The sequence below is a fragment of the Paenibacillus oryzisoli genome, from assembly GCF_050467285.1.
In the GTDB taxonomy this organism is placed as follows: Bacteria; Bacillota; Bacilli; order Paenibacillales; family NBRC-103111; genus Paenibacillus_E; species Paenibacillus_E oryzisoli_A.
This window is the reverse complement of record NZ_JBCMUN010000023.1, coordinates 16,772-42,049: the sequence shown is the minus strand read 5'-3', so window position 1 is coordinate 42,049 and position 25,278 is coordinate 16,772. Positions and strand designations below refer to the sequence as shown.

27 protein-coding genes are annotated in these 25,278 nt (G+C 53.7%); 21 read left to right on the top strand and 6 right to left on the bottom strand.

Features of this window, described 5'->3' with window-relative positions; genetic code table 11:
* Positions 1-132 precede the first annotated feature (132 nt).
* From ABE504_RS30065 to ABE504_RS30045, 5 genes are read left to right on the top strand one after another with little or no spacing between them, the layout of a single operon-like run.
* Positions 133-354 carry a hypothetical protein gene (locus tag ABE504_RS30065; protein WP_430096100.1) on the top strand — a complete coding sequence of 74 codons (222 nt, stop codon included), beginning with the start codon at positions 133-135 and terminating at the stop codon, positions 352-354.
* On the top strand, positions 351-1,190 hold the full coding sequence (locus tag ABE504_RS30060) for a hypothetical protein (protein WP_430096097.1): 840 nt from the start codon (positions 351-353) through the stop codon (positions 1,188-1,190). The genes ABE504_RS30065 and ABE504_RS30060 overlap by 4 nt, the downstream gene beginning before the upstream one ends.
* Positions 1,191-1,196: 6 nt before the next feature.
* Complete coding sequence (locus ABE504_RS30055) at positions 1,197-2,390, top strand: glutathionylspermidine synthase family protein (RefSeq protein ID WP_430096094.1); 1,194 nt, start codon at positions 1,197-1,199, stop codon at positions 2,388-2,390.
* Positions 2,387-3,025 carry a signal peptide protein gene (locus tag ABE504_RS30050; protein WP_430096093.1) on the top strand — a complete coding sequence of 213 codons (639 nt, stop codon included), beginning with the start codon at positions 2,387-2,389 and terminating at the stop codon, positions 3,023-3,025. Before ABE504_RS30055 ends, ABE504_RS30050 begins: the two co-directional genes overlap by 4 nt.
* The gene (locus tag ABE504_RS30045; RefSeq protein WP_430096091.1) at positions 3,022-3,411 is read left to right on the top strand and encodes a DUF350 domain-containing protein; all 390 of its coding nucleotides are present in this window, start codon (positions 3,022-3,024) and stop codon (positions 3,409-3,411) included. Before ABE504_RS30050 ends, ABE504_RS30045 begins: the two co-directional genes overlap by 4 nt.
* Here ABE504_RS30045 and ABE504_RS30040 read toward each other — a convergent pair.
* The 3 genes from ABE504_RS30040 to ABE504_RS30030 are packed head-to-tail and all read right to left on the bottom strand — an operon-like array spanning position 3,408 to position 6,293.
* Positions 3,408-4,457: an HD-GYP domain-containing protein gene (locus tag ABE504_RS30040; RefSeq protein ID WP_430096089.1), complete on the bottom strand. Its 1,050-nt coding sequence runs from the start codon at positions 4,455-4,457 to the stop codon at positions 3,408-3,410. The genes ABE504_RS30045 and ABE504_RS30040 overlap by 4 nt on opposite strands.
* Positions 4,458-4,506: 49 nt before the next feature.
* On the bottom strand, positions 4,507-5,574 hold the full coding sequence (locus ABE504_RS30035; protein ID WP_430096086.1) for a ThiF family adenylyltransferase: 1,068 nt from the start codon (positions 5,572-5,574) through the stop codon (positions 4,507-4,509).
* A gap of 5 nt (positions 5,575-5,579) precedes the next feature.
* Positions 5,580-6,293: a molybdenum cofactor biosynthesis protein gene (locus ABE504_RS30030; RefSeq protein ID WP_430096083.1), complete on the bottom strand. Its 714-nt coding sequence runs from the start codon at positions 6,291-6,293 to the stop codon at positions 5,580-5,582.
* A gap of 131 nt (positions 6,294-6,424) precedes the next feature.
* On the opposite strand from ABE504_RS30030, the gene ABE504_RS30025 reads away from it, so the two are divergent.
* The 11 genes from ABE504_RS30025 (at position 6,425) to ABE504_RS29975 (ending at position 17,994) form a co-directional block, all read left to right on the top strand.
* Positions 6,425-6,886, top strand: a complete 462-nt coding sequence (locus tag ABE504_RS30025) for a hypothetical protein (RefSeq protein WP_430096081.1) — start codon at positions 6,425-6,427, stop codon at positions 6,884-6,886.
* A gap of 66 nt (positions 6,887-6,952) precedes the next feature.
* Positions 6,953-8,419 (top strand): bifunctional metallophosphatase/5'-nucleotidase, encoded by a 1,467-nt coding sequence (locus tag ABE504_RS30020; protein WP_430096078.1) that lies wholly within the window; start codon positions 6,953-6,955, stop codon positions 8,417-8,419.
* 49 nt (positions 8,420-8,468) lie between these two features.
* A complete protein-coding gene (locus tag ABE504_RS30015) occupies positions 8,469-9,281 on the top strand; it encodes an undecaprenyl-diphosphate phosphatase (RefSeq protein ID WP_430096075.1) in 813 nt (270 codons plus the stop codon).
* A 137-nt stretch (positions 9,282-9,418) separates the two neighbouring features.
* Positions 9,419-10,555: an HD-GYP domain-containing protein gene (locus ABE504_RS30010; RefSeq protein ID WP_430096073.1), complete on the top strand. Its 1,137-nt coding sequence runs from the start codon at positions 9,419-9,421 to the stop codon at positions 10,553-10,555.
* A gap of 91 nt (positions 10,556-10,646) precedes the next feature.
* Positions 10,647-12,872 (top strand): MMPL family transporter, encoded by a 2,226-nt coding sequence (locus tag ABE504_RS30005; protein WP_430096070.1) that lies wholly within the window; start codon positions 10,647-10,649, stop codon positions 12,870-12,872.
* Between the two features lie 131 nt (positions 12,873-13,003).
* The gene (gene yfkAB / locus ABE504_RS30000) at positions 13,004-14,131 is read left to right on the top strand and encodes a radical SAM/CxCxxxxC motif protein YfkAB (RefSeq protein WP_430096068.1); all 1,128 of its coding nucleotides are present in this window, start codon (positions 13,004-13,006) and stop codon (positions 14,129-14,131) included.
* Positions 14,132-14,341: 210 nt separating this feature from the next.
* The gene (locus ABE504_RS29995) at positions 14,342-15,676 is read left to right on the top strand and encodes a hemolysin family protein (RefSeq protein WP_430096103.1); all 1,335 of its coding nucleotides are present in this window, start codon (positions 14,342-14,344) and stop codon (positions 15,674-15,676) included.
* Positions 15,677-15,690: 14 nt separating this feature from the next.
* On the top strand, positions 15,691-16,737 hold the full coding sequence (gene ytvI, locus ABE504_RS29990) for a sporulation integral membrane protein YtvI (RefSeq protein WP_430096065.1): 1,047 nt from the start codon (positions 15,691-15,693) through the stop codon (positions 16,735-16,737).
* 154 nt (positions 16,738-16,891) lie between these two features.
* Entirely contained in the window at positions 16,892-17,113 is a 222-nt protein-coding gene (locus ABE504_RS29985) for a spore coat associated protein CotJA (RefSeq protein WP_430096063.1), read from the top strand.
* Positions 17,113-17,394 carry a spore coat protein CotJB gene (locus ABE504_RS29980; protein ID WP_126141639.1) on the top strand — a complete coding sequence of 94 codons (282 nt, stop codon included), beginning with the start codon at positions 17,113-17,115 and terminating at the stop codon, positions 17,392-17,394. The genes ABE504_RS29985 and ABE504_RS29980 overlap by 1 nt, the downstream gene beginning before the upstream one ends.
* 30 nt (positions 17,395-17,424) lie before the next feature.
* Positions 17,425-17,994, top strand: coding sequence for a manganese catalase family protein (locus tag ABE504_RS29975; protein ID WP_430096061.1), 570 nt, complete (start codon positions 17,425-17,427; stop codon positions 17,992-17,994).
* 72 nt (positions 17,995-18,066) lie between these two features.
* Here the strand turns inward: ABE504_RS29975 and ABE504_RS29970 are convergent, their stop codons facing one another.
* On the bottom strand, positions 18,067-19,071 hold the full coding sequence (locus ABE504_RS29970; RefSeq protein ID WP_430096058.1) for a glycoside hydrolase family 130 protein: 1,005 nt from the start codon (positions 19,069-19,071) through the stop codon (positions 18,067-18,069).
* A 130-nt stretch (positions 19,072-19,201) separates the two neighbouring features.
* Between ABE504_RS29970 and ABE504_RS29965 the strand changes: the two genes are divergently transcribed.
* A complete protein-coding gene (locus ABE504_RS29965) occupies positions 19,202-20,089 on the top strand; it encodes an AraC family transcriptional regulator (RefSeq protein ID WP_430096057.1) in 888 nt (295 codons plus the stop codon).
* A 44-nt stretch (positions 20,090-20,133) separates the two neighbouring features.
* Here ABE504_RS29965 and nagA read toward each other — a convergent pair whose 3' ends face one another.
* Positions 20,134-21,306, bottom strand: a complete 1,173-nt coding sequence (gene nagA / locus ABE504_RS29960; RefSeq protein ID WP_430096054.1) for an N-acetylglucosamine-6-phosphate deacetylase — start codon at positions 21,304-21,306, stop codon at positions 20,134-20,136.
* Positions 21,303-22,031, bottom strand: a complete 729-nt coding sequence (nagB, locus tag ABE504_RS29955) for a glucosamine-6-phosphate deaminase (protein WP_430096051.1) — start codon at positions 22,029-22,031, stop codon at positions 21,303-21,305. Before nagB ends, nagA begins: the two co-directional genes overlap by 4 nt.
* 301 nt (positions 22,032-22,332) lie before the next feature.
* On the opposite strand from nagB, the gene ABE504_RS29950 reads away from it, so the two are divergent.
* From ABE504_RS29950 to ABE504_RS29935, 4 genes are all read left to right on the top strand, one after another.
* Complete coding sequence (locus ABE504_RS29950; RefSeq protein ID WP_430096048.1) at positions 22,333-23,007, top strand: HAD family hydrolase; 675 nt, start codon at positions 22,333-22,335, stop codon at positions 23,005-23,007.
* A gap of 64 nt (positions 23,008-23,071) precedes the next feature.
* On the top strand, positions 23,072-23,296 hold the full coding sequence (locus ABE504_RS29945; RefSeq protein ID WP_430096046.1) for a spore germination protein: 225 nt from the start codon (positions 23,072-23,074) through the stop codon (positions 23,294-23,296).
* Positions 23,297-23,761: 465 nt separating this feature from the next.
* Positions 23,762-24,793 carry a cation diffusion facilitator family transporter gene (locus tag ABE504_RS29940; protein WP_430096044.1) on the top strand — a complete coding sequence of 344 codons (1,032 nt, stop codon included), beginning with the start codon at positions 23,762-23,764 and terminating at the stop codon, positions 24,791-24,793.
* 26 nt (positions 24,794-24,819) lie between these two features.
* Entirely contained in the window at positions 24,820-25,191 is a 372-nt protein-coding gene (locus ABE504_RS29935; RefSeq protein WP_430096041.1) for an ArsR/SmtB family transcription factor, read from the top strand.
* Positions 25,192-25,278 lie beyond the last annotated feature (87 nt).

The following is a 25,278-nucleotide window of genomic DNA, read 5'->3' as shown; positions in this document are numbered from 1 at the left end:
ATCCCCCGTCTTACTCTACTTTTCAGCATGGTTGTTAAGCTAACTATTTTTGCGAAAAATGAAACATTTGTGACTTTCGTGCGTTTTAATTAACAGTTTGAATAAACGTGTAAGGTAAGGGAGGAAATCAGAATGACGATTACGTTTTATGAAAAGCTTCCTGGTGGCGAGCTTCGCAAAATCAGCGATCGCCCATGGGATGAAAAGGTGATTCAATCTTTGCAGTCGGCCAATTATATTTATATTGATGGGAAAGAGTATGAAATGATCGAGGGGCGGTTGAACCTGGATTTGTATGTTTTTGAGCTTTTGTTGGTCAAAGCCGGCTCTGAAGAGGGAGGCGCTGAAGCGTGAAGCGACCGCTAAAAGTATTCTCAGCCTCGCTGACGCTTTTGCTAGCAGGTCAATTGATGCTCGTCTCGGCTACTAACGCGGCTGAATCGTCATCTCCGGCTGCGAACGGAGCCACGCTGGTAGAGTGGTCGAACGATGAGGTCAAAGCTTATTACGACCCGACAGTAGACTGGAGTTTGCCGATTCCAGACGAAGCAGGAGCCGGTTCGCCAACGCCGACACCGACACCAACGTCAGGGTCCAGCTCCAGCAATAACACGACCATTATTAATAATAACAGTTACGGCTACGGAGGTTCCCATTTCGGTTGGGATGATCTGCTGCTGTATCATTTGATTTTTAACAGTATGCGGCCGTATTCTTCCAGCGGATGGACGAATACGCACACAACGACCTATTATCGGTCGAATACGCCGTATGTGAGCAAAACGTATCAACCAAGCCAATTCTCGAATAAAACGACGACCAAAGCGCCGACAACGTCCAGCGGAACAGGAACGTTTACGGTGAACAAAACGAGCGCAAGCAAGTCGAGCAGCGCCAGCACGCCGAAGAGCGGCAGCAGCACTGGCTCAAGCAGCGCGGGCACGGTGAGCGGAAGCAAAACGACCGGTACAACTTCGGGCAGCAGTACCGGCTCAAGCGCGTCCAGTTCCAAAACTAGTACCAGCACAGGTTCTAGTTCCAGCTCAAACATTAGCTCCGGCACGAGCTCAAGCACCAAATCAAGCACAAGCTCTAGCTCCAGTTCTTCCTCGAAATCGACATCGACGTCGTCAGGCAGCATCGGCGGCAAATCGAGCGGATTCAGTTCAAGCTCCAGTTCAGGGAGTTAATCGCCTATGGTATTTCAGATTATTGGAACGCCGGCAGCGGATCGCAAAGAAAGGGTTCGGCAGTTGGCGGAACTCGGGTTCACCTGGGCCGATTTGGAAGAGGAAGCCTACTGGATCGATCAACTGGTATGTATGGAGCGGGATGTCTATGAAGAGTTGATTCAAGCTGCGGAGAAGCTTTGGCTGATTTTTGACAAAGCCGGGCGCTATGTGCAAGGCAACAGAGAGTTTTACGCGCACCTGAGCATCCCCGAAGTGCTGTGGGATGGTTTGGATCGGCTGCCGATGAACGAAAAAGGCTGGATCAGCCGTTATGCCAGATTTGATTTTAGCGTGAATCAGTATGGAGAAATCAAGCTTCTGGAGCTGAACAGCGACACGCCGACAGGCTATGTGGAAGCCGCTATCGCCACGCCTTGGCTGTGTAAGGAGTATGGAGTGGACTCGCCGAATGCGGCGATGAAAGATTTCATTCGAAAGGCCTGGGCGATTGAACAGCCGGATTACGCTTCATGCATCGCGTACGGCACGCATTTGGAGGATTCGGGGACAATCGATGCACTGGTCAAGCACAGCGGCAGAAGCATCACCTGTCTGGACGTGTTAGATCTCTGGATTGACGAAGGCGTTGTTCGAAGCGGCCAAGACCATATTATCCGCAAAATGTTTGCCCTGTATCCGAAGGAATGGATGGGCGTCGATGATGGCGGCGAAGCGCTGTCCTATGCGATTGAGGAAGGTTTCGTCGAGTTGTTCAACCCGCTGCACGCGGTAATTTTGCAGTCGAAAGGGCTGCAGGCTTTGATCTGGGAGCTGCAGGAGCAAGGCGAGCTCTTTACGGAAGAGGAGCAGCTCTACATTAAGGCTTACATGCTGCCTACGTATACGGAGCCGGTGCTGGCTGGCAATTATGTGTCCAAAGCGATGTTCGGCCGAGAGGGCGGTTCGGTAGAACTGTATAATCATGAGGGCGAACTTGAGCAAAAGGACGACGCCGGTTACGATACGAGCATTTTTTTCAAACGGGTGTATCAGCAGCGGGCGGATCTTCCCGAGCTTCATTTTGCCCATGGCAGCGGGCATTTGCTCACCGGTCTGTTTATACTGAACGGAACGCCTTGCGGCCTTTTAGGAAGAGCGGGCGGTATCATTACAGGAAATGCAAGTCAATTTGTTGGAATTGGAGTGAGTTCAGCTTGAAGCATGAAGGGTTATCAGGCAAGTTTCTCAAGTTGATCGGAATTATTGCGGTTATCTGGTTCTTTGTGTGGGTTTGCCAAACGATTTATTCGAAAGCGAACCCGGAAAGCAAGAGCGTGGCATCAAGTAGCGAGACCGCCGCACCGGCAACAGTGCCGTGGGACTATCAAATTCAAGAAGCCAAAGTGAGCAGCATTGATGGCGGGGATCTGATTCTGACGCCGGGAAATGGCCGGATTTCCAATGATCAGAACTTGGCAATCGGCGACTCCCTGTGGGTCATGGATTATAAGCAGGCTACGACGGATGCTGACGGCAAAAGCACGGTTTCCGATTGGAATCCGATCAAAACTTTTAAGACCAAGGAAGATGCTGAGAAGGATTTAAGCGAGCTGAAAGTGGAGATTAAAACAGATGTTAAGCTGATCGGCGTGTACAAAACGGAGCTTAGCGGCAAATTCCGCTATTTTGCGGTCGTAGAGCTGCCGACAGGGCAGGCTGTGAAGCAGCCGGTCACAGAAGCGATCTACACAGAGTTTAAGAGCAAAAAAGAGGTTGGCGCTGTGCTGGAGGAAGTGCACGATTACAACAATTATGATGAATCCATGGCCAAATTCCGGGGGTGGGCGCAATGATCGCAGTTAATATTTTGATTAGCTTGGTGGTAATCGTGGTTTTACAATTCGCAGGGATGTTCGTGTTCAGTCTTATGACACCCTTCCGAGACATGGAGGAAATCAATAAAGGCAACGTCGCTGTGGGCATTACGATGGGCGGCAAATTCATAGCAACAGCTATCATTCTCGGAATTGCCGCCTATACGAACTCATCCATTGCACATATGAGCCTTTGGTTTGCGGTAGGGTATGTATGTTTGATTGCGTCCTACTGGGTGTTCGATTGGGTGACTCCCAAATTTAAGCTTTCCGATCAGTTAAAAGAAGGGAACGTCGCCGTCGGTATTTTGCTTGCTTCTGTCTATATCGGGATTGCGATCGCGGTGAGTTCCCTGATTATTTAAATACAAATGTTGGAAATTTCAATGTTAACAAGTTGGCTAAGATCCAGGAACTGGTTGTTGATTTTAATGAGCGGCCGGAAAAAATCGGTAGGATTGGTCATGACGATCGTGCCTTCTCTCCCGTCGCTCAGCACCACCTTTTTCCCGAGGAAGTTAGGGATCATGTTGCGGATAAACACCTGTGTGATTTTCGGATCCAATTCGCCGAAACTCATCCGGTGAAGCTCGCGCAGCACGAAGAGCAGATCGCGCTTGTCGCGGTATACACGTTTGGAAATCATGGCGCTGTAGACATCGGCCACCGCAACAATACGAGAATAGGAATGGATGTCCGTGCTGGATTTGCGAAGCGGGTAACCGCTTCCGTCCATACGCTCGTGGTGCTGCAGCGCAACAAGTGCAACTGTATCATCTTTCAGCGATTTACGGATAATGTCATAGCCGTAAATGGTATGTTTCTGAATTTCATTAAATTCATCCGCCGTCAGCTTGGACGGCTTGTTTAGAATCTCATGGGGAATTTTGCATTTTCCGACGTCGTGCAAGTAGCCGGCTTTCCCAATGAGGTGAGCTTCTTTTTCACTTTTATTCATCCATTTGGCCAAATAATAGGAGAGCATACCGACCTGAACGCTATGCTGCAAGGTGTAGTCATCCTGACTGTTCAATGTGAGCAGCAGGGAGACGACATCTTTTTCCTCTTTGATATTATCGAGAAGCGGATTGAAAGCGGATTCCACTTCATCATCATGAATCGTACTCCCGCCTTGAATCGATTCAAAAAGCGATTTAATGCCAGTGATTGCGTTTTCAAATAAACGAAGCTGAGTGCTATGTATAGGCCGGCCAGCCTCTTGGGGAGGAGCCGGCGCTGGATCGTCTGTTCTTGGATAAATCTCAACGTAATCGACGTTGTGACGGTTGAGCATGTGTATGTCTGATGAATCCAACACCGTGCCGGCCGAAAGGAGATGAAGCCCTACCGAATTGAAGGAATCGGAAACCAATTTGTCGCCAACGATCAATTGAAGCACATGAACACGCATAGAAGCTCCTTTCCAAGTCCTAGTCTCATGTAGGTATATAGTAGTTATACTACATCCCAATATAGCGGCTGTAAAGACTTTTGGCATGAATCACATCGTCTGTTCCTTGAATCACAACTCGCCCGCCTGGGAAGAGGATCATCTGAATGTCCGGTGTCGGACTGAATTTTAGCAGGAAGCGATTTTTCTCTACAGGTCCGAGAGGTTTAAGGCGGGTTTCCCAGTAATCAAGCGGCCCAGAATGAGGGACAACGGGCAAAATTTGCACGGAATTCCGGCCGCATAGTGACTGAATCGTATCGCTGTCCACGATCGCGTCCAAATAGTCATACTGTTCCTTCGCACAGGCCGGGCAATCGGCTTTTTTAGCCCCTCCGACACGGATGGCGGACTGTTGGTTGAACCATAAGTCCCACTGCTGCATGCCTAAATTAAGCTGCTCTCTGGCGCCGACCAGCAGCTTGAGCGCTTCCGTCGCTTGGAACGAAGCGACGAAATGAATGATGCCGCCAATGACGCCGGCGGTATCGCACGTTTCCGTCGTACCGGGAGCGGGCGCTCCTGTGAACAAACAGCGCAGGCAAGGCGTTTCGCCCGGCAGGATTGTGAGCGCGACGCCTCTTGAAGCGACAGCGCCGCCGTAAATCCAGGGAATGCCGTGCTTCTGGCTGACATCGTTCAGTAGGAAGCGTACGTTAAAATTATCGGTACCGTCGAGAATGACATCGACGTCCTGCAGAAGCTCCTCCGCATTCAGCGCATTGAGATCCGTGACGTGAGGCTCAATCACGACCTGTGAGTTGACGCGGGACAAGCGAGCGGCCGCCGCGATCGCTTTCGGCGTGGTGGAAGCGGCATCTTCCTCGTCGTAAAGCATCTGCCGCTGCAGATTGCTGCGATCGACAAAATCGCGATCGATGAGCCGGATAAAGCCAACGCCTGCGCGGACCATATGATTCGCCAGCACGGTGCCTAAAGCGCCCATGCCGACGATCGCGACACGGCTGCTCCCCAGCTTGCGCTGGCCTTCCGCTCCGATCGGCGCAAAGAGCACCTGGCGGGAATAACGTGCATCTATGTCAGCGGCATCTGAAGGTTGAGATGAGTGTAGGGTCATCGCGGTTAGCTCCGTTCTTCTTGGGAGACTGGCGGTTCGAGCGGGTTCCAAGGGCCGGTTTGGCTGCCCTTCCATGCCGAGCCGTCTTCCCAAATTTCTTTTTTCCATATTGGTACGATCTGTTTCAAGCGTTCAATCGCATACCGGCTTGCTTCATAGCAATCCGCGCGATGCGGGGACGAGACGGCGATGACGACGCTCGCTTCCGCGATGGCGACTTGGCCAAGGCGGTGCGTAATGGCGCACAGCGTACCCGGCCAGCGGGCGTCGATTTCTTCGCCGATCGTAGCCATCGTTTTGAGCGCCATCGGTTCATAAGCTTCATACTCGAGCAGCACGGTGCGCTGACCGTACGTCATCTCGCGGGTAGTCCCGATAAAAGCAAGGGAAGCCCCATGGTTGGGATGGTTCACTTTAGCTGCAACGGAGGCGACATCGATCACCTCATAAGTGATTTCATACAAGGTGGGCTGTCCGCCGGAAACGGGTGGAATGAGCGCCAGCTCGTCCGCTTCGGAAACCAGCTCCTGTTCGCCGGCATAGGCTTGATTGACAGCCAAAAAGCAGATGGCAAGCTGCGGCGCCGCGTTGGGGTAGTCGCGCGTCAGCTGCTTTTTCAGCGCCTCTACGGTAATGGACGGAGCCTCAACCTGTATATGAAGGACGTTCGTCCCCAGTAGATCGACAAGACCTGCAAAAACTTGAATAGAGAGGTTCATAGCTGCTGCTCCTAAAGGTTGGTGTTAGAATCCCTTACAGCATATCATATTTTGGCCTGAAAATGGTATAATGGGTGGTGAGTTTGCGTACGGAGTGCGGAACCACATTGACGTCGGGAGGGATGGGCAGCATGCAGAAGGAACTATGTATTGAAGTAGCGGATATTCGGAAAGGAACGGCTTCGTTTACTGTTCAGGAGATGGCGGCGATGACCGGCGAGCAGATTGCGCTTGAGGAGCGGGTGCCCGGCGTGAGCGGGGAAGCTTTTGGGTTAAAAGCTTGGTATCGCAGTTGGCGGCAAAGCGAGCCTGGGCAAGAACCTACGCATGTTCGCGTAGAGGCGGTGGACGAATTTCAGGCGCAGCTGCCTTGGGCGGAGGCGGATCTGGCGGTTTTCCTGTATGCGCAGGATGGCGAGCCGATCAAGAAGGGGTACCCGATGCGGTTGTACGTCCCGGACGGAAGCAGCGAGTGCCTGAATGTGAAAAGTATTGTGAAAGTCTGGTTTCTTCAGGACGCTTCGTTGGAAGCCGAAGCGACCTACGGCTTTAAAAATCGCGTGACGCTCAGCGACATGAAATTAAAGAAATGAGCCCCGCAGCGGGCGCATACATATCATAGACATGCTGTTCAGGCAAATACGAAGAGAGGTGACGGGATGTCGGACACGTTGCAGCGGCTTGTTGTCTTGCATACGAACGATTTGCACAGCCATTTTGAACAGATGCCCAAAATCAGCGCTTACTTCGATCGTGTTCGCAGGTTGTGGCCGCCGGATCAGGTGCTGACGCTCGATATTGGCGACCACATGGATCGGATGCGTCCGGAGACGGAAGGCACGAATGCGATTGCCAACATCGAAATCATGAATGCGACGGGCTATGATGCCATGGTTATCGGCAACAACGAGGGGCTTACCTTTACGCCGGAATGGCTGCGAGGCGTGATTGAAGAGCACGCGCGGTTTCCACTCATCGGCAGCAATATTCTGGAAAGCGCAACGGGCGAGACGCCGGGCTGGATGGTGCCGAGTCTGATCGTTGAGCGGTCGGGCCTGCGGATCGGCCTGATCGGCGTAACCGCGCCGTATCAGGCTTATTACGGCCTGCTCGGCTGGGAGGTGACGGATCCGATGCAAGCCGTTGCCGCATATGCGCAGCAGCTCCGGCCTGAAGTCGATCTGCTGATCGTCATGTCGCATCTCGGCTTGCGGATGGATCAGCGGATGGCGGAGGAGCTTGACGGCATTGACCTGATTCTGGGCGGGCATACGCATCACTTGCTGGAGGAGCCGCTGTACATCGGCGGCACCTACGTTTGTGCGACCGGCAAGTTCGGCCAATACGCCGGTCATCTGGAACTGGCGTACGACCCGGCGCAACGCCGGATCGTCCATATGAACGGCCGCGTCATCCCGATGACGGACGGCCGCGAAGAGGACAGCAGCATCACGACGCTGCTGGATCATTTTCGCATCGCCAGCCGCGCGGCGCTGGACGAGGAGGTCGCGCAGCTGCGGCAGCCGCTGCGCCTCGATTGGTACGGCGAATCCCCCCTGGGCAACTTGCTTGCCGCGGGGATTCGCCGCTGGACCAGCGCCGACATCGGGCTGGTCAACAGCGGGCAGCTCCTTCAGTCCCTGAAGGAGGGCCGGATTACGCGGGGCAGACTCCTCGAGATCTGCCCCGGGCCGATCAATCCGTGCCGCTTGCTGCTGCGCGGCTCGGACCTCCTGCAAGCGCTCGAAGAGTCGCTGCTTGATGAGTTCATGGAGAAGCCGATCCGCGGCTTCGGCTTCCGGGGGGAGGTGCTTGGCGTGCTGAGCGTGGACGGTTTGACCGTCCAGGTGGACAGCACACGCGCACCTTACGAGCGGGTGCTCGCCGTGCACGTCGGCGAGGCCCTGCTGGAGCCGGACCGATCGTACGTTGTCGGCACGATCGACATGTTCACGTTCGGCTCAGGCTACTTGTCCCTGAGCCGCGGGGAGCAGATTTCGTATATGCTCCCGGAATTTATTCGCGATGTGCTCGCGGCGCAGCTGCAGGACGTAGGGCTGATCGCGGAGGCGCACCGCGCGAGATTCGAAGATGTTGCTAGAAACAGCGGGAAAAAGGTAGAATAGAAGGCGGAATAGGAAGTTGAAGCTGAGCCATATCAAGTAGGGGGATACCATGCATAGTATTTTCGAAGCGATCGTGATCGGGATCGTAGAAGGTTTGACTGAGTTTTTGCCCGTTTCATCAACGGGACACATGATTTTAACACAAAGCTTGCTGGGCACGCATGACGATGCTGTCATGAAAACATTCGACTTTGTCATTCAATTGGGCGCGATCATGGCGGTCGTCATTATTTACTGGAAACGTATTTTATCGCTGTTCGGGCTTGTCAAACGCAGATCGGAAAGCAAGCACGGCAGAAAGCTGAACCTGCTGCACATCTTGATCGGCATTTTGCCGGCGGGCGTAATTGGCGTACTGTTCAACGATATCGTCGATGAAAAGCTGTTTAATTCCACGACGGTGCTCATCGGGCTCGTGCTCGGCGGGATTCTGCTGATCATTGCTGAAAGCCGTAAAGAAGCGCCAACGACAACCGTACTTGACGACATTACGTATAAACAGGCGTTCTTCATCGGGCTGTGGCAGCTTGTCTCGATCTGGCCGGGATTCTCCCGTTCGGGCTCGACCATTGCCGGTGGGATGCTCTCCGGAGTCAGCCGCGCGGCGTCTGCGGATTTTACTTTTATTATGGCGATTCCGATTATGTTCGGCGCATCGGGGGTATATTTCCTCAAAAATTACGACGCGCTGTCTTCCGCTGACTTGCCGTTTTTCATTACGGGCTTCCTCGTCGCCTTCGTCGTCGCGCTGCTCGCGGTGGTCACGTTCATCAAACTGGTGCAAAATATGAAATTAACTTATTTTGCCTACTACCGTTTCGCGGTTGCGATCGTTTTTGCCATCTATATGTTCTTCCAATAAAAGCGACAAAAACAGCCGAAAAAGCACGGCAGCATCATCGAACCGCGTCGAACGACGCGGTTTTTTGTGTTGAACTTTTGTTTAAAATCTATTACATTTAAGTAGAACGTAATGCTCACCTAGGCGGGGGTCCTGAAATGCTGTTAATGCCGATCAACATGTGTCGACCTGGAATGCGGTTGGCTAAGAATATCTACAACGACGATGGTATGGTCCTGCTAGCCGTTAATGTTGAGTTGTCCCAACGATTGATCGACCGGTTATTTTCTTACGGGATTGATTACATATACATCGAAGATTCGCGCACGGATGACATCATTCAGAAAGACATCATTCAGGATGAGACGAGAGTGAAGGCCGTAACTGAAATTCGCAATACGTTCAAGAAAGTCATGGAAGACTCCAATAAACGCGGTGCCGTCAGTTACTACGATATTGGACGGAATTTTCGCGATGTCATGAAGATGATCATCGATGACCTTAGCGCGCATGAAGGCGCGATGGTGATGCTCAATAATATTAATGTAAAGGACAACTACTTATTTCAACACTCCGTGAACGTCAGCATTTATGCACTTATGCTGGGTATCAGCTACGGCTATAGTCGGGACAAGCTGGAGGCGCTAGGGCTCGGCGCGCTGCTGCACGACATCGGCAAGACGAAAGTGCCGCTCGGTATTCTTCGCAAGCCGTCGCAGCTGACAACGGAAGAATATAACGAGATGAAGAATCATACGACGTATGGTTTTAACATCTTGAGGGAAGAACCGAATATTCCGCTTCTCTCGGCGCATTGCGCTTTTCAGCATCATGAACGGATTAACGGCACCGGATATCCTCGGGGGCTGCGCGGAGATGAGATCACGGAATTTGCCAAGTGGATCGGTCTGGTCGATTCCTACGATGCCATGACGACGACGCGTGTCTATCGCAGGCCGCTGCTGCCGCATGAAGCGATGGAGCAGCTTTTTGCCGGTTCGGGTACCCTGTACGATCAAAGTCAGATTGCCCTCTTTCGTGATAAAATTGCCATTTACCCACTCGGTATTACGGTTCGGTTGAACACAGGTGAGTATGGGATCGTATCGAAATTAAACATAGCCGTTCCGCATCGTCCGATTGTCCGTGTGCTGCACGATGCGGGGGGGACGGTGCTGAAGGAACCTTATGAGATGGACTTATCCAAAAAGCTATCCATATTAATTTCCGAAATTGGGGAAATTAAAGTTGGCGATATCAACATTGATGCCGATAATCCGACAATCTTAAAATAAATAGAGAAAACAGCGAGAAGAACCTGGGCAACCAGGTTCTTTTTGCAAACGGCCTACTTAACAAGAGATGGAAGCGGAAAGGAAGTCGACCATGAGGGAAACGACCGAGAAAGGCTTATTTTGGCAATGGGGCTACGCGATGTTTCGCTTTCGCTGGCTCGTTGTTGTGATTAGCGTGCTGCTGCTGATCGGGTTTGCCGGATTTGCCCAGAAAACGCCGAGCATGCTGAAGGATAACGGATTTACCCCGAAAGGCAGTGAATCCGATCGGGGGCTTGCGATCATGCGGGATGAACTCGGCATGTCGCAAACGCAGCTGAGCATCGTGTACGAAGGGAAAGCATTGAATTTGACCGACAAGGCGAATCAGCAGGCGATTATGGATTCGCTTCAGGATCTGAAAAAGCTGCCTTATGTAGCAAGCGTAGCTTTTGTAGCAGCGCCGCGCAGCGAAGGCTATGCGGATACGCAGGCGGTGGCGGTTTCGTTGAAGCTGGACACCGATCAGGCGCTGGACAAATATCCCGAGCTGAAGGCAGCGGTACATAAGCCCGCAGGGATGAATGTTTACGTGACAGGCGGCCCCGCCATTCTGTACGACATGCAGCAGGCGAGCAAGCACGACATCGCCAAGTCGGAGTCGATAGGCCTGCCGATTGCATTAGTCGTCCTGCTCGTTGTGTTCGGGACGCTGGTGGCGGCGTTCGTCCCGATGATCGTTGGCCTCATGAGCGTAACGTTTACGCTTGGGATCACGTATTTTATTGCCCAGCATCATTCGTTATCGAACTTCCTGCCGAATATGGTGACGATGCTGGGGCTAGCGGTCGGCATTGATTATGCGCTGTTCCTCGTCAGCCGGTTCCGTGAAGAATTAGGCGTTCAGAAGAGTGTAGCGGAAGCGGTTGCGATGACGTGCCAAACGGCCGGAAAATCGATCTTTTTCTCCGGAATCGCCGTGCTGATTGGACTTTTCGGTATGCTGTTCGTCAACTTGACGTTCTTCCGTTCGCTGTGCTTGGGCGGCGTCATCGTCGTGTCGATCTCGGTCATTGTGGCCAATACAATGCTGCTTGCCGTCCTTGGTCTCCTTGGGCACCGCATTAATGCGCTGCAAGTGCTGCCGAAGCGACTGCGTAAAAAAGAGTCTTCGATCTTCTGGGAGCGGGTCGCTTATGCGGTCATGCGCCGCCCCATTGTGCTGATCGTAGTTGTAGGCGGCTTGCTGATCTATAGCATGGTGCCGGTCAGCCATATGAAGCTCAGCGTGCCGAATGCCGAGGTGCTGCCGCCAAGCTATGAGTCGCGCTACGGGGCGGAGCTGATGAAGGAGGCGTACGATGCCCGCGCAATGAATCCGATTCAAATCGTCGCCATCTCCAAGGAGGATGTGTGGCAGGCCTCGTCAATTGCGCAGATCCGTGCGCTGACCGATCAGGTGAAGGGCGTGCAAGGCGTCAAGGACATGCAAAGCATGGTCACCGTGCTTGGCCCTGGCTCGCATACGGATGCCGAGCTGGCGCAAATGTTAGCCGGCGCGGATGTACGGGCCAGCTTGGAAGCGAAGCAGCTCGCCAAGGGACATACGGCACTGGTGGTCGTGACGCCAGCGTCGCAGCCGGATGATGAGGCCACGGACGCGCTTGTCAGGGAGCTGCGGAAGCTGGAGCAGCCTGGGCTCGATCTGGTCGTGACCGGCGGCGCTGCGTACCGGATCGACATTATCGACCGGATTCAGAATGAAATACCGGCCGTCCTGCTTTTTGTCATGGGCATTACGTACTTCGTGCTCCTGCTTGCTTTCCGCTCACTTGTGCTGCCGCTGAAGGCGGTGCTGATGAATATGCTGAGCCTGGGGGCCAGCCTCGGCATCGTGGTGCTGGTGTTCCAGCACGGTTACATGGCCGATATGCTGCATATTACGTCGATCGGCTCGGTCAGCGCCACGCTGCCGGTCATTATTTTCTGCGTCGTGTTCGGTATCTCGATGGATTACGAAGTGTTCCTCATTTCAAGAATTATGGAGGAGTATGAGGAGAGCGGCGACAATGACCGGAGTACGGCGCAAGGGCTTAAGAAAACAGGCAGCCTCATTACGAGCGCGGCGTTTATCCTTGTTGTCGTGGTGGGATCGTTTATTTTTACAGATATTGAAATCATGAAAGCGCTGGGGCTCGGACTTGGCCTTGCGGTGCTGATCGACGCCTCGATTGTGCGGGTGATGCTCGTTCCGGCGCTGATGAAGCTGCTCGGCGATGCGAACTGGTGGGCGCCGAAATGGCTGCGCGTAAAACCGCAAATCAAAGATACGCCTTAGCGGAAGGGAGGCCGTCATACATGACGGTTTCCTTTTTTGTCAATCATAAGTTACAATATAGGGCATAGGTATATAGGCAAGTAGCGTAGCGATACGCATGATTAGGAAATGATAGGTCAGGTGTAAACAGCATGAACAGGAACGGAAGTAATGTCATTTTACAAGCGATTACCCCGGAGTACGATCCTTGGGATCCCCTTCGGTCTATGCGTACATATGGCAGGCACGTGCTGACCAGCGTGGAGCTTACCATTACGAATTTGTGCAATATGCGGTGCGAGCACTGTGCGGTCGGCGACTCGCTGACGATGTCGGAAGGCCCGCGGATTCCCGTGGCGGACATCCTGCGGCGGTTGGACGAAGTCGAGCATCTTGAGACGCTCTCACTAACGGGAGGAGAACCTTCCTACCATATCAAAATCGTCAAAGAATACATGCTGCCGATTCTGAAATACGCCAGAGAGCGCGGCATTCGGACGCAAATCAACTCGAATTTGACGTTGGATCTGGACCGGTACGAGATTCTCGCGCCGTATCTGGACGTGATGCACATCTCGTTCAACTATTTAAATGCGGACGATTTCCATCGGGTCGGTTTTGTGAATTCGGAGCGGGCAGTCGGGTACGCTACGGCGTCTGTGATGTACGAGCGCATGGTGAACAATACGATTGCGCTGACCAAAGGCGGGTTGTATGTCTCAGCCGAGTCGATGATCAATACGCGCACACATGAGAAGTTGCCCCAAATTCATCAGCTTATTCATGAAATGGGTTGCCAGCGCCATGAGGTGCATCCGATGTATGCGAGCTCTTTTGCCGCTCATCTGCCGATGGTTTCGCTGGAAGAGCTCCGAACCAGCATTCATCGTCTGCTCGACAGCCGCCATCAAGAGATGTGGATGCTGTTCGGTACGCTGCCGTTCTTCGCTTGCAGCGAAGTCGAGGCGGATCGGGAGCTGGTGCGGAGGCTGCGCCAGGAACCGAATGTGACGGTGCGTAACGATCCGGACGGCCGCAACCGGCTGAACGTCTCGACGTTTACCGGCGAGGTGTTCGTGACGGATTTTGCGGACGAACCGCCGCTCGGGAGCATTCATCTCGATGATCTCGACACGATTTTTGCCCGTTGGGAGCACAATCCGCTAAATCAGCGTGTGAACTGCTACTGCCCCGCAGCTGCCTGCTGCGGACCGAATCTGCTGGTTGCGGATTCGTATTATAAAACAGTGGATTTTAAAAAACGCAAAGCAATCATTTAATTCTTTTAATTAAAGTGTGTGTTCAAAAAGTCGGGTTTTCAGCACCGAGAAGGTTGCGAGAAGCTGAAGAAGGAGGAGCGGAGTGTAGGCAAAACCTACATGGCTACCTGCCTTCGAAGGTGAACGCAAGATTCGAAGTCGAGTCCGCTTCATGGATTGCATCGTGATCAAAAGACGACTTTTTGAACTACCTCTTAAAGGAGATTGTCCCTGTTGCATACATCCTTTGACATCGGCTCGATCGTACTCAATTTGGTTCTCGTGGTTGTCTTGGTCCTACTCAATGGCTTTTTCGTCGCGGCGGAATTCGCTTTAGTGAAAGTACGCCAGTCCCGTCTTCAGCAACTGGTGAACGAAGGCAGCGGAAAAGCCAAGTACGCGAGCAAAGTGACCTCACAATTAGATACGTACTTATCTGCGACGCAGCTCGGCATTACGCTGGCTTCCCTTGGACTCGGATGGATCGGGGAGCCTGCCGTGTCGGAGTTGATCATGGAGCCTTTGTTTCACATGTTAGGACTTGAACCTTCGGTGTACACATCGGCGATTTCCTTTATCGTCTCCTTTGGTTTCATCACGTTCCTGCACATCGTGCTCGGTGAGCTGGCGCCCAAATCGTTCGCCATCCAGAAAGCGGAGGCTACATCGTTGTGGCTGTCTGCGCCGCTGCTCTACTTCTACAAGCTGTTTCGGCCGATCATTTGGCTGCTGAACGGTACGGCGAACAAATTCCTCTCCTGGATCGGTGTGGAGCCTGCGAGCGAGCATGAAGCCGCCCATACGGAGGAAGAGCTGCGCATCCTGATGGACGAAAGCGTCAAAAGCGGTCATATCAATGAAGATGAGATGACGCTGTTCGACAATATTTTTGAATTCTCCGACCTGGTTGCCCGCGAAGTGATGCTCCCCCGCACCGATATGGACTGCTTGTACCTTGAAGTCGGCTTTATCGAAAATTTGCGGCACGTTCACGAGACGAAGCATACCCGCTATCCGGTCGCGAACCAGGATAAGGACAATATCGTCGGATTCGTGCACATCGCCGATCTGCTGACAGCCGATCCTGACGTCGAGCAGGACATACGGAATTTTATCCGTCCAATCCTGAATGTGCCGGAGTCCATGGAAGTGAGCCGCGTGCTGAAGCTGATGCAGAAAATGCACTCCCAGCTCGCCATCGTCATTGACGAATACGGCGGGACTGCCGGGCTGCTGACGCTGGAAGACATCATGGAAGAAATTGTCGGAGAGCTGCATGATGAGTTCGATACCGATCGCCCCGGGGTCGAAGTGAAAGACAAATACACGTCCGTCGACGGCCGGGTGCTGCTCGAGGACTTGAACGATTTGCTCGATCTGAACATTGAAGATGAGGACGTCGACTCGATCGGCGGTTGGCTCTTCAAGAAAGTCGAAGGCGAGCCTGTCAAAGGGCAAAAAATTACTTATGGCGACCATATATTTGAAATTTCAGAGGTTGACCGCCTGCGTATTTTGCGTATACATATAACGAAGAACAACACCGTGCTGCCCGGAAATGAATAATCGGAGGAGTCCTTATGTCGACGAAGACGACCATACTTTTGCTTCTTGGCGTTGTGGTCTTGTATGGGTTGTTTACAATAGGACTGCCGTTCCTACTAGCCCTCGTGACGGCGATTTTTCTGGATCCGTTGATCGGTTTGCTGGTGCGATGGGCCAAAATGACCCGGTTTATCGCCGCGACGATCATCGGCACACTGTTCACGCTGGTGCTGCTGGCGCTCATGTATTTTATCGGAATGAACGTCGTGACTGAGCTAATCGAACTTGGCCGCAAGGCGCCGAATTATATGGATCAGGTCAACCTCTACGTGGATCAGGCTGTCGACCGGACACAGGGCTTCTATAACTCGCTGTCCCCGGAGATGGCGGCACAAGTTCAGACATGGCTCGAAAAAGGCACGGAAACGCTGACAGGAGCTTTAACCAGCTTCCTTAGTAGTGTATCCGGATTTTTCCTCAATATGGCGAGTAAAATCCCAAATTTCTTCCTGCTGATGTTGATTTATGTCATTGCCCTGTTCTTAACCTTGTACAGCCTGCCGAATATGAAGGCGGCGTTCCTCTCCATGTTCGAGGAGACGGCGAGAGTGAAGATGGAGCGGGTGCTGAGCTATTTGCGCGAAGCGATTTTCGGCTTCGTACGGGCGCAGCTGATTATGGCGCTGTTCACCTACGTCGTGACGTTTATCGGTCTGCTCGTGCTTCGGGCTGACTATCCTTTGGCGATCTCGATGCTGGTGATGATCATGGAATTTGCGCCGATCATCGGAACTGGGCTTGTTTTTATCCCGTGGCTGCTCTATCAGTTCCTGGTCGGGCATACGGCGATGGGGATCGGCCTGCTGGTGCTGTTCCTCGTGCTGTCGATTATGCGCCGGATTATCGAGCCGAAAGTGCTTAGCGATGCGGTAGGCATCAATTCGCTGGCGGCGCTGATCTCGCTGTTTATCGGTTTCGAGTGGTTCGGGTTCGCCGGGCTCTTTCTCGGGCCGTTGGTCGTCATCATTTATCAGTCGCTCCGGAAGTCGGGTGTGCTGCATTTTAATTTTAAATTGGATTAAGTTCCTCTGAATCCCTGCCTGGTTGCTTGCTGCGATCGGGCGGGTTTTTTTGCTGTTTTTTGCGGGCACTCCGGCTTGTCATTGCAGAAAAGTGTGATTTTGGTCAAGTTCTCCCGCATATAAGAACAGAGAGGTCCTGTAGAGGAGGAGACATATGCATACGCAATTCAAAAAATGGTATCCGTACATCGGTCCATTCGACCCTTGCCCGCCGATCCGCTGCAAATGGTATAATACACCACCGCAATTATATATGACTTTTCAGCCCCCGGGTCTGCCGCAATTCAGTCCATATGAAGCGCTTCGCACCGGCACGCTGTGGCCTGCGCTGTATGGGCCATACACGCCGAATCTGACAGTAGGAGGGCCTGCCTGATGGAGGAGCGTTCACAAGAGACGCATGCCATGCCGGAGAGCTTTTACAAGCAGCTGCACGACCTGCAAGCGGTCGATTTTGTGCTGGTCGAGCTGACGCTGTATCTGGATACGCATCCGAATGACCTTGCCGTCATCCAGCAATACAACCAATTTGCGCAAAAAAGAATGGGCATGGTTCAGCAGTTTGAATTGGAATTTGGCCCGCTCATGCCATTTGGCCACAGCTTTACCAGACAGCCGTGGCAGTGGATCGAGTCGCCTTGGCCGTGGGAAGTATAAGCATGCGGAGAACAGGAAGGAGGAAGCGGCATGTGGGTTTATGAGAAAAAGCTGCAGTATCCGGTTCGGGTCAGCAAATGCGATCCGCGCATGGCCAAACTGCTCCTGGAGCAATATGGCGGCGCAGACGGAGAACTGGCGGCCGCCCTGCGATACTTGAATCAGCGGTATTCGATTCCAGGCAAGGTCATCGGGCTGTTAACGGATATTGGCACAGAGGAATTTGCGCACTTAGAAATGATCGCGACAATGGTGTATAAACTGACGAAAGACGCCACGATGGAGCAGCTGAAAGCAGCGGGGCTGGACGATCACTATGCCGCCCATGACCGGGGGCTGTTCTATCAGAGCGCCGGAGGCGTGCCGTGGACGGCTACATATATTCAGGCGAAGGGCGATCCGATCGCGGACCTGTATGAGGATATTGCCGCCGAAGAGAAGGCGAGGGCGACGTATCAATGGCTGATCGATCTTACGGATGACGTGGATCTTCAGGACAGTCTCAAGTTTTTGCGTGAGCGTGAAATTGTGCATTCCATGCGCTTCCGGGAAGCTGTTGAAATTTTGAAGGAGGATCGGGAGGTTAAGAAGATTTTTTGATGAAAAGGCTGCCCGTTCCAACTTGCGTTGGAGAAGGCAGCCTTTGCTTTGTGTGGCGTTGGGCGCGTCTGTTTACTTGCCTTCCAGACACAGCCGAACGAGGTCGTCGACGTGCGCGGTCGCCAAGCATTCTACGGTGTCGGCGGCGCCGTAATAGATTTTGACTTCGCCGTCGTCTTCCAGAATCATTCCGCCTGGGAAAATCACGTCGTTGCGGAATCCACCGTCCGTTTCATAGCTCGCTTCCGGCGCGATCAGCGGGTCCTTGTACATGCCGACGATTTTCTTCGGATTGTCCAAATCGAGCAGCATGATGCCTGCGCAATAACGTTTTTTCCAGCTGTCTTCCCAGCCGTTCTTGCCGCGGCTCGGATCGAGGTCGACCGAGTGGAAGGTGGTCAGCCAGCCTTTGGACGTTTTGATTGGCGGTGCGGCAGGTCCGATTTTGTCGTTGGCGTAAGCGACATGCTCGACGGCGAGCAGCAGATCGGTGTTGCCCCAATATTTTAAATCGGGAGATTCTGAAATCCACATATCGAATCGGTCTTTACCGCCGCGGCTGTATACCGGGAACGGGCGTTCTAGGCGTACGTAGTTGCCGCCGATTTTTTCCGGGAACAGCACCATGTTCCGGTTGTCCGGTGCCGTCATATGCAGCACTTCAAACTTCTCGAAATCATCAGTTACGGCGATGCCGCCGCGGACGCCATGCTTGGTGTCGACAGCAAAGCACATATACACGCGCCCGTCCATTACGGTTAGACGCGGATCGTAGGTGCGGATGATTTCGTCGTCTTGGAGCCCGAAGCAGGGACCTGGCTGCACGTCCCAATGAATGCCGTCATGGCTGTAGGCAAGTCCTAGGTTAGTGGTCGAGCTTGGCAGCAGCGTGTGCTTCTCGGGATCGCCGTAGTCGTTGCGGAATACCATGATATAGCGGCCTTGGTATTTGGTTACGCCTGCGTTGAAGACGAGCGCCGGGGCATAAGGCACATCGCCTGCGGTAAGAATCGGGTTAGCCGGATGACGCGTAATGATCGAGCTGGACTTGAGCGCGCCAATGATTGGACTGGACATTGCGTAGCCTCCTTGTGTGCTAATATGATTAGGTTGCTGATAACCTCATCATAGACTACAATCAGAAGACAGATAGGACAGTTTCCGGTGAGACTATCTCAATTTTTCGTTGCAGGAGCGTGCCGAACGCATGAGCCTATACCCAACTAACAAACACTTGACCGATTATCCTTGGATTCATCCCAGTTTTCCGTTCCATGTTTCGATTAACGAAGTCGTGCGGCATTTTCCCCCGCATCGCCACGATTTTCTTGAGTTTTCATTGGTCATTGCAGGCTGCGGCGTCGAAATCATCAATGGCGTCCGCCATTCGCTGAAGCCAGGGACAGCGACCTTTTTACTGCCGTATCAGGTGCATGAGCTGCACGTGGAATCAGCCGAGCCGCTGCGGCTGTACAACTGCATGTTCGATATGGAACTGTTGTATCAGTCGTTGGAGGTTGGACCGGGGCTCAAAGAACTTCTGACGGGCGAGGAACTGTCCGCTCAGGTGCATCTGAATGAGCAGCAGTCCAACGTGCTAGCCGGCGCATTTGAGGACATGCTGGTCGAATATGCCGGCAGTGAGGTGTGGCGTATGACGCTGCTGAAGCTGAAGCTGTTGGAAGCGCTCGCTCGATTTGACCGTATGCGGAGAAAAGCAGGGGAGTATCCTGTGTCGCCGCCAAACGGGAATGGAAAAAAATCCGCATGGCCGATCATTCACTATATCCATGCCCATTATAGGGATCCCCTTACGTTATCGAGCGTGGCGGAGTTATTCGCCATCAGCAGCTCGTATTTGAGCGAGGAGATTAAGCGGCATACGGGGGCCGGGTTTGTTCGTTTTTTGCACGAAATTCGCATTCGACATGCGTGCAGTTTGCTGTCATCGACGCAGATGCCCGGGATCGACATCGCAATCGAGGTCGGTTTCGGCTCGTTTAAGTCATTCTCGCGTATATTCCGCGAGTTGAAGGCGATGACGCCGGGTGAGTATAGGAGAGCGCATGCGCTGCAGCCAGCGGAGTTGAGTTAAAAAAGAGCGGACGACCGGGGCATCGGTCGTCCGCTTTCTTTGTGTCAAGCTAGGATTTGCTTGCCGCGCACCCATACGCCGTCCAGCGCAAGGTCTTCGCTGACGAGCAGCACATCAGCCTGCTTGCCGGCGGCGAGTGAGCCGTGCGTTGCGCTGAGGCCGAGCTGCCGCGCCGGGTTGGCGCTCGCGAAGCGGCTCGCGTCCTCTACGCTGACGCCAACCTCGCGCACCATAAACCGGAGCGCGTCGATCATCGTCAGCGTGCTGCCGGCAAGCGAGCCGCCTTCCGTCAAGCGAGCGACGCCCGACTTCACGGTCACGGCCTGGCCGCCCAGGTCGTATTGGCCGTCGCCGAGCCCGGCGGCGGACATCGCGTCCGTGATGAGCAGCACGCCATGCGGCGGCTTCGCCAGCGTCACCAGCCGAAGCGCGGCCGGGTGGACGTGAATGCCATCAGCGATAATTTCCGCGCTGATGCGGGCGTCGGTGAGCACGGCACCGACGGTACCGGGTTCGCGATGATGCAAGGGCTTCATCGCATTGAAGGTGTGCACCGCTTGCGAGAGCCCCGCGTCCGCCGCCGCCTGAATGTCGGCGTAAGTGGCGTCCGTGTGGCCGCAAGCGGCAACGATACCGTGATCGCGCAGCCACGCGATCGCGGCCAGGCCCCCCTCGCGTTCGGGGGCCAAGGTCAACTGCTTCATAAGCCCCGGATAGCGCTCATCCCAGTCCTGGAGCCAGTCAAGCTGCGGATCGAGCATCAGCTTGGGGTCTTGCGCCCCGGCCCATTTCGGCGAAACGAAAGGGCCCTCCAGATGCACGCCAAGCAGCTGGGCATAAGGCATTTCCTTGCGCGAGTATGCATAGATCTCGCCGAGTGCGCGATCAATCGCTTCGCGCGTTTGCGTCATCGTCGTCGCGAGCATGCCGGTCGTGCCGTGCTGCGCGTGAAACTTCGTGATCGTCTCCAGCGTCTCCGGATTCGCGTCCATAAAATCCGCGCCGTATCCGCCGTGCACATGCACGTCGATAAACCCGGGCAGCAGCCAGCGGCCTGCCGCGTCGATCCGTTCGGCAGCCGGGCTTGCCGTCTCCGGCTGCCATGCCGCTTTGCCGCCGGCAAAGGCAATGCGGCCTTCCTTGGCGTGAAGGACGCCGTCTTCAATCACGCCCTGCTCCGTTACGATGCGGGCGCCTGTGATCAGCAGCTCGCTCATTTGAACAGCCTCCCAGCTTCCGCATCCAGCAGCACGACGAGGTGCGGGTGCGTTTGCAGCAGCGTGGCCGGCACTTCCGTCGTAATCGGGCCGGTGAGCGCACGGTGAACGATTTCCGCTTTATCGGCGCCGCGGACGATGAGCAGGATTGTTTTCGCTTTTAAAATCGTACCCACTCCCATCGTCAGCGCATGCGTCGGCACCTCGTTGATGGAGTCGAAGAAGCGGGCGTTCGCTTCGCGCGTTTCCTCTTTCAGTTCGACAATATGCGTGCCGCTGGTCAGCGCGTCGTCAGGTTCATTAAAACCGATATGGCCGTTATGACCGAGGCCGAGGATCTGCAGATCAATTTGCCCGGCTTCCTCAAGCAGGTCGTTGTAGCGCTGGCACTCTGCTTCCAGATCTCCCGCGTTGCCGTTCGGAATATGTGCGGAGCTTGCAGGAAGGTCGATGTGAGAGAACAAATGATGGTTCATATAAGCCTGATAGCTTTCGGCATGATCGGTCGGCAGGCCGACATACTCGTCGAGGTTGAACGTCGTGACTTGCTTGAAGGAGACGCGTCCCTTATTAAACGTTTTGACAAGCTCCTCGTAAATCCCTACGGGTGTGCCGCCGGTCGCCAAGCCAAGCACCGCTTTCGGCTGCATTTGGACGAGAGAAGTGATAATGCCGGCTCCGGCTTCATTTAGCTCCTGCTGATTCTGAAAAACATGAATGTTCATCAACGTGTTCCTCGCTTTCGGTAGATGGAAATGATCGTTTTATTGAATGAAAATTTCATTTTGTCATATAAATACTTCACATTTCAATCATAACTGAATTTATTTCCTACGGCAATAACCATTTTACCCGGATGTGCATTGACTTCTAAGGGTATGTTTGCCATCCTTAATGAAGATCATGAAGATTTTTTAGCATATCAGAAAGTATATCCTCGAAGTGGCTCTATGCCATCAGTAAACGCTCCCGTCCTTGAAAGGACGGCGAAGCCGTTTATCTTTGGAGAAAAAAAGGAGCGAAATCATGCTGACTTTGACGAAACCTCAAGCGATGCTGTTCGATCTGGACGGCACGTTATTTCAAACGGAGACGCTGCTGCTGCCCGCTTATCACGCCACGTTTGACGCGCTGCGAGCACGCGGCTTATACGAAGGGGCAACGCCGCCGGAAGAGCGGATTCTTGGCGCTTTGGGCATGCTGCTGGAGCAGATTTGGGAACGCGTCATGCCGGAATCGCCACAGGAAGTGCGGGAGGAAGCGGATCGGCTTCTGATCCATTATCAAATGGAAGGGTTAAAAGATGGCCGCGGCGTCTTGTATGAAGGCGTTTCAGACACGCTGCGCACGCTGCACGGGCAAGGCATCCGGCTGTTCGTTGCCAGCAACGGGCTTGAAGACTATGTCAAAGAAGTGACGAAGGCAATGGGAATTTCCCCTTTGTTCGAGGGCTTGTACAGCGCAGGGGAATATAAGACGAAATCAAAGGTCGACCTGGTTAAAATCCTGCTGGAGACGCACGGCGTCGAATCCGCGTGGATGGTCGGCGACCGCTCCTCCGATGTGGAGGCCGGGCTGCGCAATAACCTGACCGTCGTAGCGTGCGATTATGCCGGCTTCCGGGAATCCGGCGAGCTGGAAGGGGCGCACGTTCGCTTGACGCGCTTTGCTGAACTGCTGGATCACGTGCCTGCGCAATAAACTGTCGCAAACGCCGCCCGCCCGGCATAGACTGTAGCACATTGATGTAAAGGTGCTGATCAGCATGCCTTCTTTTGTAGGAATATTCAACATCATCAGGAATGAAGGAAACCTGGTCAACGGCGATACTTGCGTTATCGCACCGACCAGCGCCTCGAAGTCGTATGCGGGTGCGGGCGGCGGCATCACGGGGGATTTCTCGATTTCTACGACACTGTTTAATGCGACGATCACTTTTGATCCCGACGTTGTGGAAGCGGGTGCGAACAAAGCGGCAACAGGAACGTGAGAGGTTTACTCTCCCGAGGGGCCCTCGAGGGGCTCTTCGTGAAAACCTGCATTTAAGCAGGAATTCTTTTTTGCATGGCCCGCCTAGTTTCGGGGCAAAGCCTGCAATATGGCAGGTATTTTTAACGGATCGACCCGATTTGAAGAAAACGAAGGAGAAAAACTGCTCTATCGCAGGAATTATCTTGAATTAGCCTAAAATCCAACAAATTCATGCCAAATTGCAGGCTTTTTCGCATTGGCGGCACGATTCCCCGAAAAGCGTCACACTGAGCTGAAACAACAACCGGGTCATTTCTCCTATTTATAGATCGTTCTTTCCCCTTTAAACCAAGGGGGAAGGCGGTCTTTTTGCTTTGCCGACAAGTTTCGCGGCTGCCCATTGACTTTGGCTTGCTCGATTCGTTATGATGAACATATGAGTAATTGTTCATATGAATGGATGTTCAGATAAGGAGGGGAGTCCATGACGCAAGAATCTCAACATCGGCAAGGGTGCAGCCACACGCACGGTGACGATCATGCACACGACAAAGACCATGACCACAACCACGATCATAGTCACGCGGGCCACAGCCATGATCACCATCATGGCCATCATCATGGGCATCATGGCCACCACCACCACGGGGCGGGCAATCGCAAAGGTTTGACCTATGCGCTGCTGATCACAGCCGGTATCATGATTCTGGAGTTTGCCGGCGGGCTGTGGACGAACAGCCTGGCGCTGCTGTCGGATTCCGGTCACATGCTGAGCGACGCAGGTTCGCTGGCGTTAAGCCTGTTCGCGCTGTGGCTGGCGGCAAGGCCGGCTTCGCCGCGCAGATCGTTCGGTTTTCATCGGTTTGAAATTTTGGCGGCTTTGTTCAACGCCGTGACGCTGTTCGTCATTGCCGGTTTCATCCTTTGGGAGGCCGTAGAACGGTTCCGGCACCCGGCCCCAGTGGCGAGCGGCACGATGATGGCGATTGCGCTCGTCGGGCTTCTCGCAAACTTGCTCAGCGCGTGGTCGCTGATGCGCAAAGGCGATGTGCACGGCAACTTGAACCTGCGCAGCGCTTATCTGCACATTCTCGGCGATGCGCTCGGTTCTGTCGGAGCGATCCTGGCCGGGCTCGCGATGCTGCTCTTCGGCTGGTATGCGGCCGATCCGATTATCAGTGTCATCGTATCGCTGCTTATCTTACGTGGAGCATGGAGCGTGCTGAAATCGACGCTGCACATTCTCATGGAAGGCGCACCGCTTTCCGTCGAGCTGGAAACTGTCAAGCAGGCGCTGGCCAGCATTACCGGCGTTCGCGATGTGCACGATTTGCACGTATGGACGATTACGTCCGGCATGGATTCGCTGAGCTGTCATCTGCTGATCGAAGATGATCAGGACAGTCAGGCTATTTTGCAGCAGGCGCTTGAACGGATTGAGAAACGTTTCAATATTACCCATGCGACAGTGCAGATCGAGAAATCGACGAACGAGCACCCCGCATTGCCAGTATAACCAGACGGAGCGGAGGGATTCATGCAATGGAAAAAATGTTGATGCAAACAGGCGCGGACGCCTCCTGCTCCTGCTCGCATGCCGATGCGATTCCGGCCGACCGCCGAATTACGGATCAGCAAGCAGTGGGCATGGCCGATATTTTCAAAGCGCTCGGCGACCCGACGCGGGTAAAAATCATATTTTTCCTCGTCGAACAGGAGCTTTGTGTGCACGATTTGGCAACGCTGATCGGCATGGAGCAGTCCGCGGTTTCCCATCAGTTGCGCTACTTGCGCGATCTGCGTATCGTCAAGCGCCGCAAGGAAGGCAAGACGGTTTACTACTCGCTGGACGATGAGCATATCGAGCAAATTTTCGTCCAGACGATGGGCCATCTGGGGCATTTGGAAGCGTAGGGGGTGCCACGGCAACCTCTCGCATACCCCACCCGCTTGCCCCCGCGCCCAACGCGAAAAGAAAGCCTTTCGATCACTCGCCAGGCT

Excerpts from the sequence above, each read along its gene's own strand:
- ABE504_RS30065 (WP_430096100.1), top strand. The coding sequence starts at position 133 with ATGACGATTACGTTTTATGAAAAGCTTCCTGGTGGCGAGCTTCGCAAA.
- ABE504_RS30055 (WP_430096094.1), top strand. The coding sequence starts at position 1,197 with ATGGTATTTCAGATTATTGGAACGCCGGCAGCGGATCGCAAAGAAAGG.
- ABE504_RS30045 (WP_430096091.1), top strand. The coding sequence starts at position 3,022 with ATGATCGCAGTTAATATTTTGATTAGCTTGGTGGTAATCGTGGTTTTA.
- ABE504_RS30040 (WP_430096089.1), bottom strand. The coding sequence starts at position 4,457 with ATGCGTGTTCATGTGCTTCAATTGATCGTTGGCGACAAATTGGTTTCC.
- ABE504_RS30035 (WP_430096086.1), bottom strand. The coding sequence starts at position 5,574 with ATGACCCTACACTCATCTCAACCTTCAGATGCCGCTGACATAGATGCA.
- ABE504_RS30030 (WP_430096083.1), bottom strand. The coding sequence starts at position 6,293 with ATGAACCTCTCTATTCAAGTTTTTGCAGGTCTTGTCGATCTACTGGGG.
- ABE504_RS30025 (WP_430096081.1), top strand. The coding sequence starts at position 6,425 with ATGCAGAAGGAACTATGTATTGAAGTAGCGGATATTCGGAAAGGAACG.
- ABE504_RS30020 (WP_430096078.1), top strand. The coding sequence starts at position 6,953 with ATGTCGGACACGTTGCAGCGGCTTGTTGTCTTGCATACGAACGATTTG.
- ABE504_RS30015 (WP_430096075.1), top strand. The coding sequence starts at position 8,469 with ATGCATAGTATTTTCGAAGCGATCGTGATCGGGATCGTAGAAGGTTTG.
- ABE504_RS30010 (WP_430096073.1), top strand. The coding sequence starts at position 9,419 with ATGCTGTTAATGCCGATCAACATGTGTCGACCTGGAATGCGGTTGGCT.
- ABE504_RS30005 (WP_430096070.1), top strand. The coding sequence starts at position 10,647 with ATGAGGGAAACGACCGAGAAAGGCTTATTTTGGCAATGGGGCTACGCG.
- yfkAB (WP_430096068.1), top strand. The coding sequence starts at position 13,004 with ATGAACAGGAACGGAAGTAATGTCATTTTACAAGCGATTACCCCGGAG.
- ytvI (WP_430096065.1), top strand. The coding sequence starts at position 15,691 with ATGTCGACGAAGACGACCATACTTTTGCTTCTTGGCGTTGTGGTCTTG.
- ABE504_RS29985 (WP_430096063.1), top strand. The coding sequence starts at position 16,892 with ATGCATACGCAATTCAAAAAATGGTATCCGTACATCGGTCCATTCGAC.
- ABE504_RS29980 (WP_126141639.1), top strand. The coding sequence starts at position 17,113 with ATGGAGGAGCGTTCACAAGAGACGCATGCCATGCCGGAGAGCTTTTAC.
- ABE504_RS29975 (WP_430096061.1), top strand. The coding sequence starts at position 17,425 with ATGTGGGTTTATGAGAAAAAGCTGCAGTATCCGGTTCGGGTCAGCAAA.
- ABE504_RS29970 (WP_430096058.1), bottom strand. The coding sequence starts at position 19,071 with ATGTCCAGTCCAATCATTGGCGCGCTCAAGTCCAGCTCGATCATTACG.
- ABE504_RS29965 (WP_430096057.1), top strand. The coding sequence starts at position 19,202 with ATGAGCCTATACCCAACTAACAAACACTTGACCGATTATCCTTGGATT.
- nagA (WP_430096054.1), bottom strand. The coding sequence starts at position 21,306 with ATGAGCGAGCTGCTGATCACAGGCGCCCGCATCGTAACGGAGCAGGGC.
- nagB (WP_430096051.1), bottom strand. The coding sequence starts at position 22,031 with ATGAACATTCATGTTTTTCAGAATCAGCAGGAGCTAAATGAAGCCGGA.
- ABE504_RS29950 (WP_430096048.1), top strand. The coding sequence starts at position 22,333 with ATGCTGACTTTGACGAAACCTCAAGCGATGCTGTTCGATCTGGACGGC.
- ABE504_RS29945 (WP_430096046.1), top strand. The coding sequence starts at position 23,072 with ATGCCTTCTTTTGTAGGAATATTCAACATCATCAGGAATGAAGGAAAC.
- ABE504_RS29940 (WP_430096044.1), top strand. The coding sequence starts at position 23,762 with ATGACGCAAGAATCTCAACATCGGCAAGGGTGCAGCCACACGCACGGT.
- ABE504_RS29935 (WP_430096041.1), top strand. The coding sequence starts at position 24,820 with ATGGAAAAAATGTTGATGCAAACAGGCGCGGACGCCTCCTGCTCCTGC.